The sequence below is a fragment of the Enterococcus silesiacus genome (assembly GCF_001886225.1).
GTDB lineage: Bacteria > Bacillota > Bacilli > Lactobacillales > Enterococcaceae > Enterococcus_L > Enterococcus_L silesiacus.
On the sequence record NZ_JXLC01000063.1, the window covers coordinates 1 to 1,136 of the forward strand.

1 protein-coding gene and 1 pseudogene are annotated in these 1,136 nt (G+C 36.2%); both read right to left on the reverse strand.

What is annotated here, in order from left to right:
• Window positions 1-388 (reverse strand): hypothetical protein (locus RV15_RS18385; RefSeq protein WP_217265847.1); only part of this gene is annotated, 388 nt, incomplete at both ends.
• Between the two features lies 1 nt (window position 389).
• Window positions 390-1,128: pseudogene (locus RV15_RS19195) on the reverse strand (serine hydrolase domain-containing protein); the annotation flags it as partial.
• Between the last annotated feature and the right edge of the window lie 8 nt (window positions 1,129-1,136).

A 1,136-nucleotide genomic window follows, 5' to 3' on the forward strand; every position in this document is an offset into this window, starting at 1 on the left:
AAACGCCAAAAGCAATAAAGTTAAATAGTTGCGTGTCTAAAACAGAAGTTATTGGGAGAAAATCGGTTGACGCAAAAAAATTAATTCTGAAGACTTCATCTTTTTCGTTGAATTCAACATACAGATATTGCTGTTTCGTATCATTTTCTTCCTTTTGTACTTTTTGGTAAACTCCTGGTTTGACTTCAACATATGTTGTAGTCTCTTTTTCACCTGGTTCTTTTAAATTAATTCCGCCTTCTTTATTTGCTGTTATGAGGATATCATAATCAAACATGATAGACTCTAACTTAGCCATAGTTGAATATGATATTCTAGCAGCTCGATAATGTCCTACTACTTTTTGATCTGTTGGGCTTTGTTCAAGTGGTAAGTCATCAGTAGGCGTNAGTCATCAGTAGGCGTATAGCCATATATGAGTGTTTCTAACTCATCTCGTATGCCAGTAGCTTCCTGTGCAACATTTGTTAGTAAGATATAGCCAAGTCCCTCTTCTGGAACGATACTTAGTTGTGCAGTAAAAGCAGGTGTATTTCCCCCATGATCAATGATGCGTTTACCGTTTACTTCCTTTTCCCAAAAACCATGAGCATTTCCTTCAGCTCCTGGTAAGATGCTATAAGATTGTGTTTTAAACTGTTTTAAAGTTTCTGTTTCTTTAAAAAACTTGTAAGGCGTATCTCCTGCATCATCTAATAACATCAACATGAAATGGGTCATATCTGACGCTGTTGATACTAATGATCCTGCTGGTGTAATATTTAGATGAAGAGGTTCTGCAATTTCAAATGATGAACCGTTTGCCGTATAACCTGTGCTGAGATTTTCTTTGAATATGGGCTGGTCAGCATATGTCACTGAAAAAGTTGAATGATTCATTTGGAGTTGTTCGTGTATGACTTTGTTCATATATGATACGTAATCTTGTCCGGTTACTTGTTCAATAATATAGCCAGCTAGTGCCGTACCATAATTTGAATAGGCGGTAATTGTGCCAGGTTCAAAGATTTGTTTTGGTTGATTTTCCTTTGTAAAATACTCCTTTAATGGTTTGACTTGATCAGCACTATATTCCGCTATCCCTGCATTTATATCTTCAAATCCAGCTGTATGGTGCATCAAGTCCAAAATGGTTA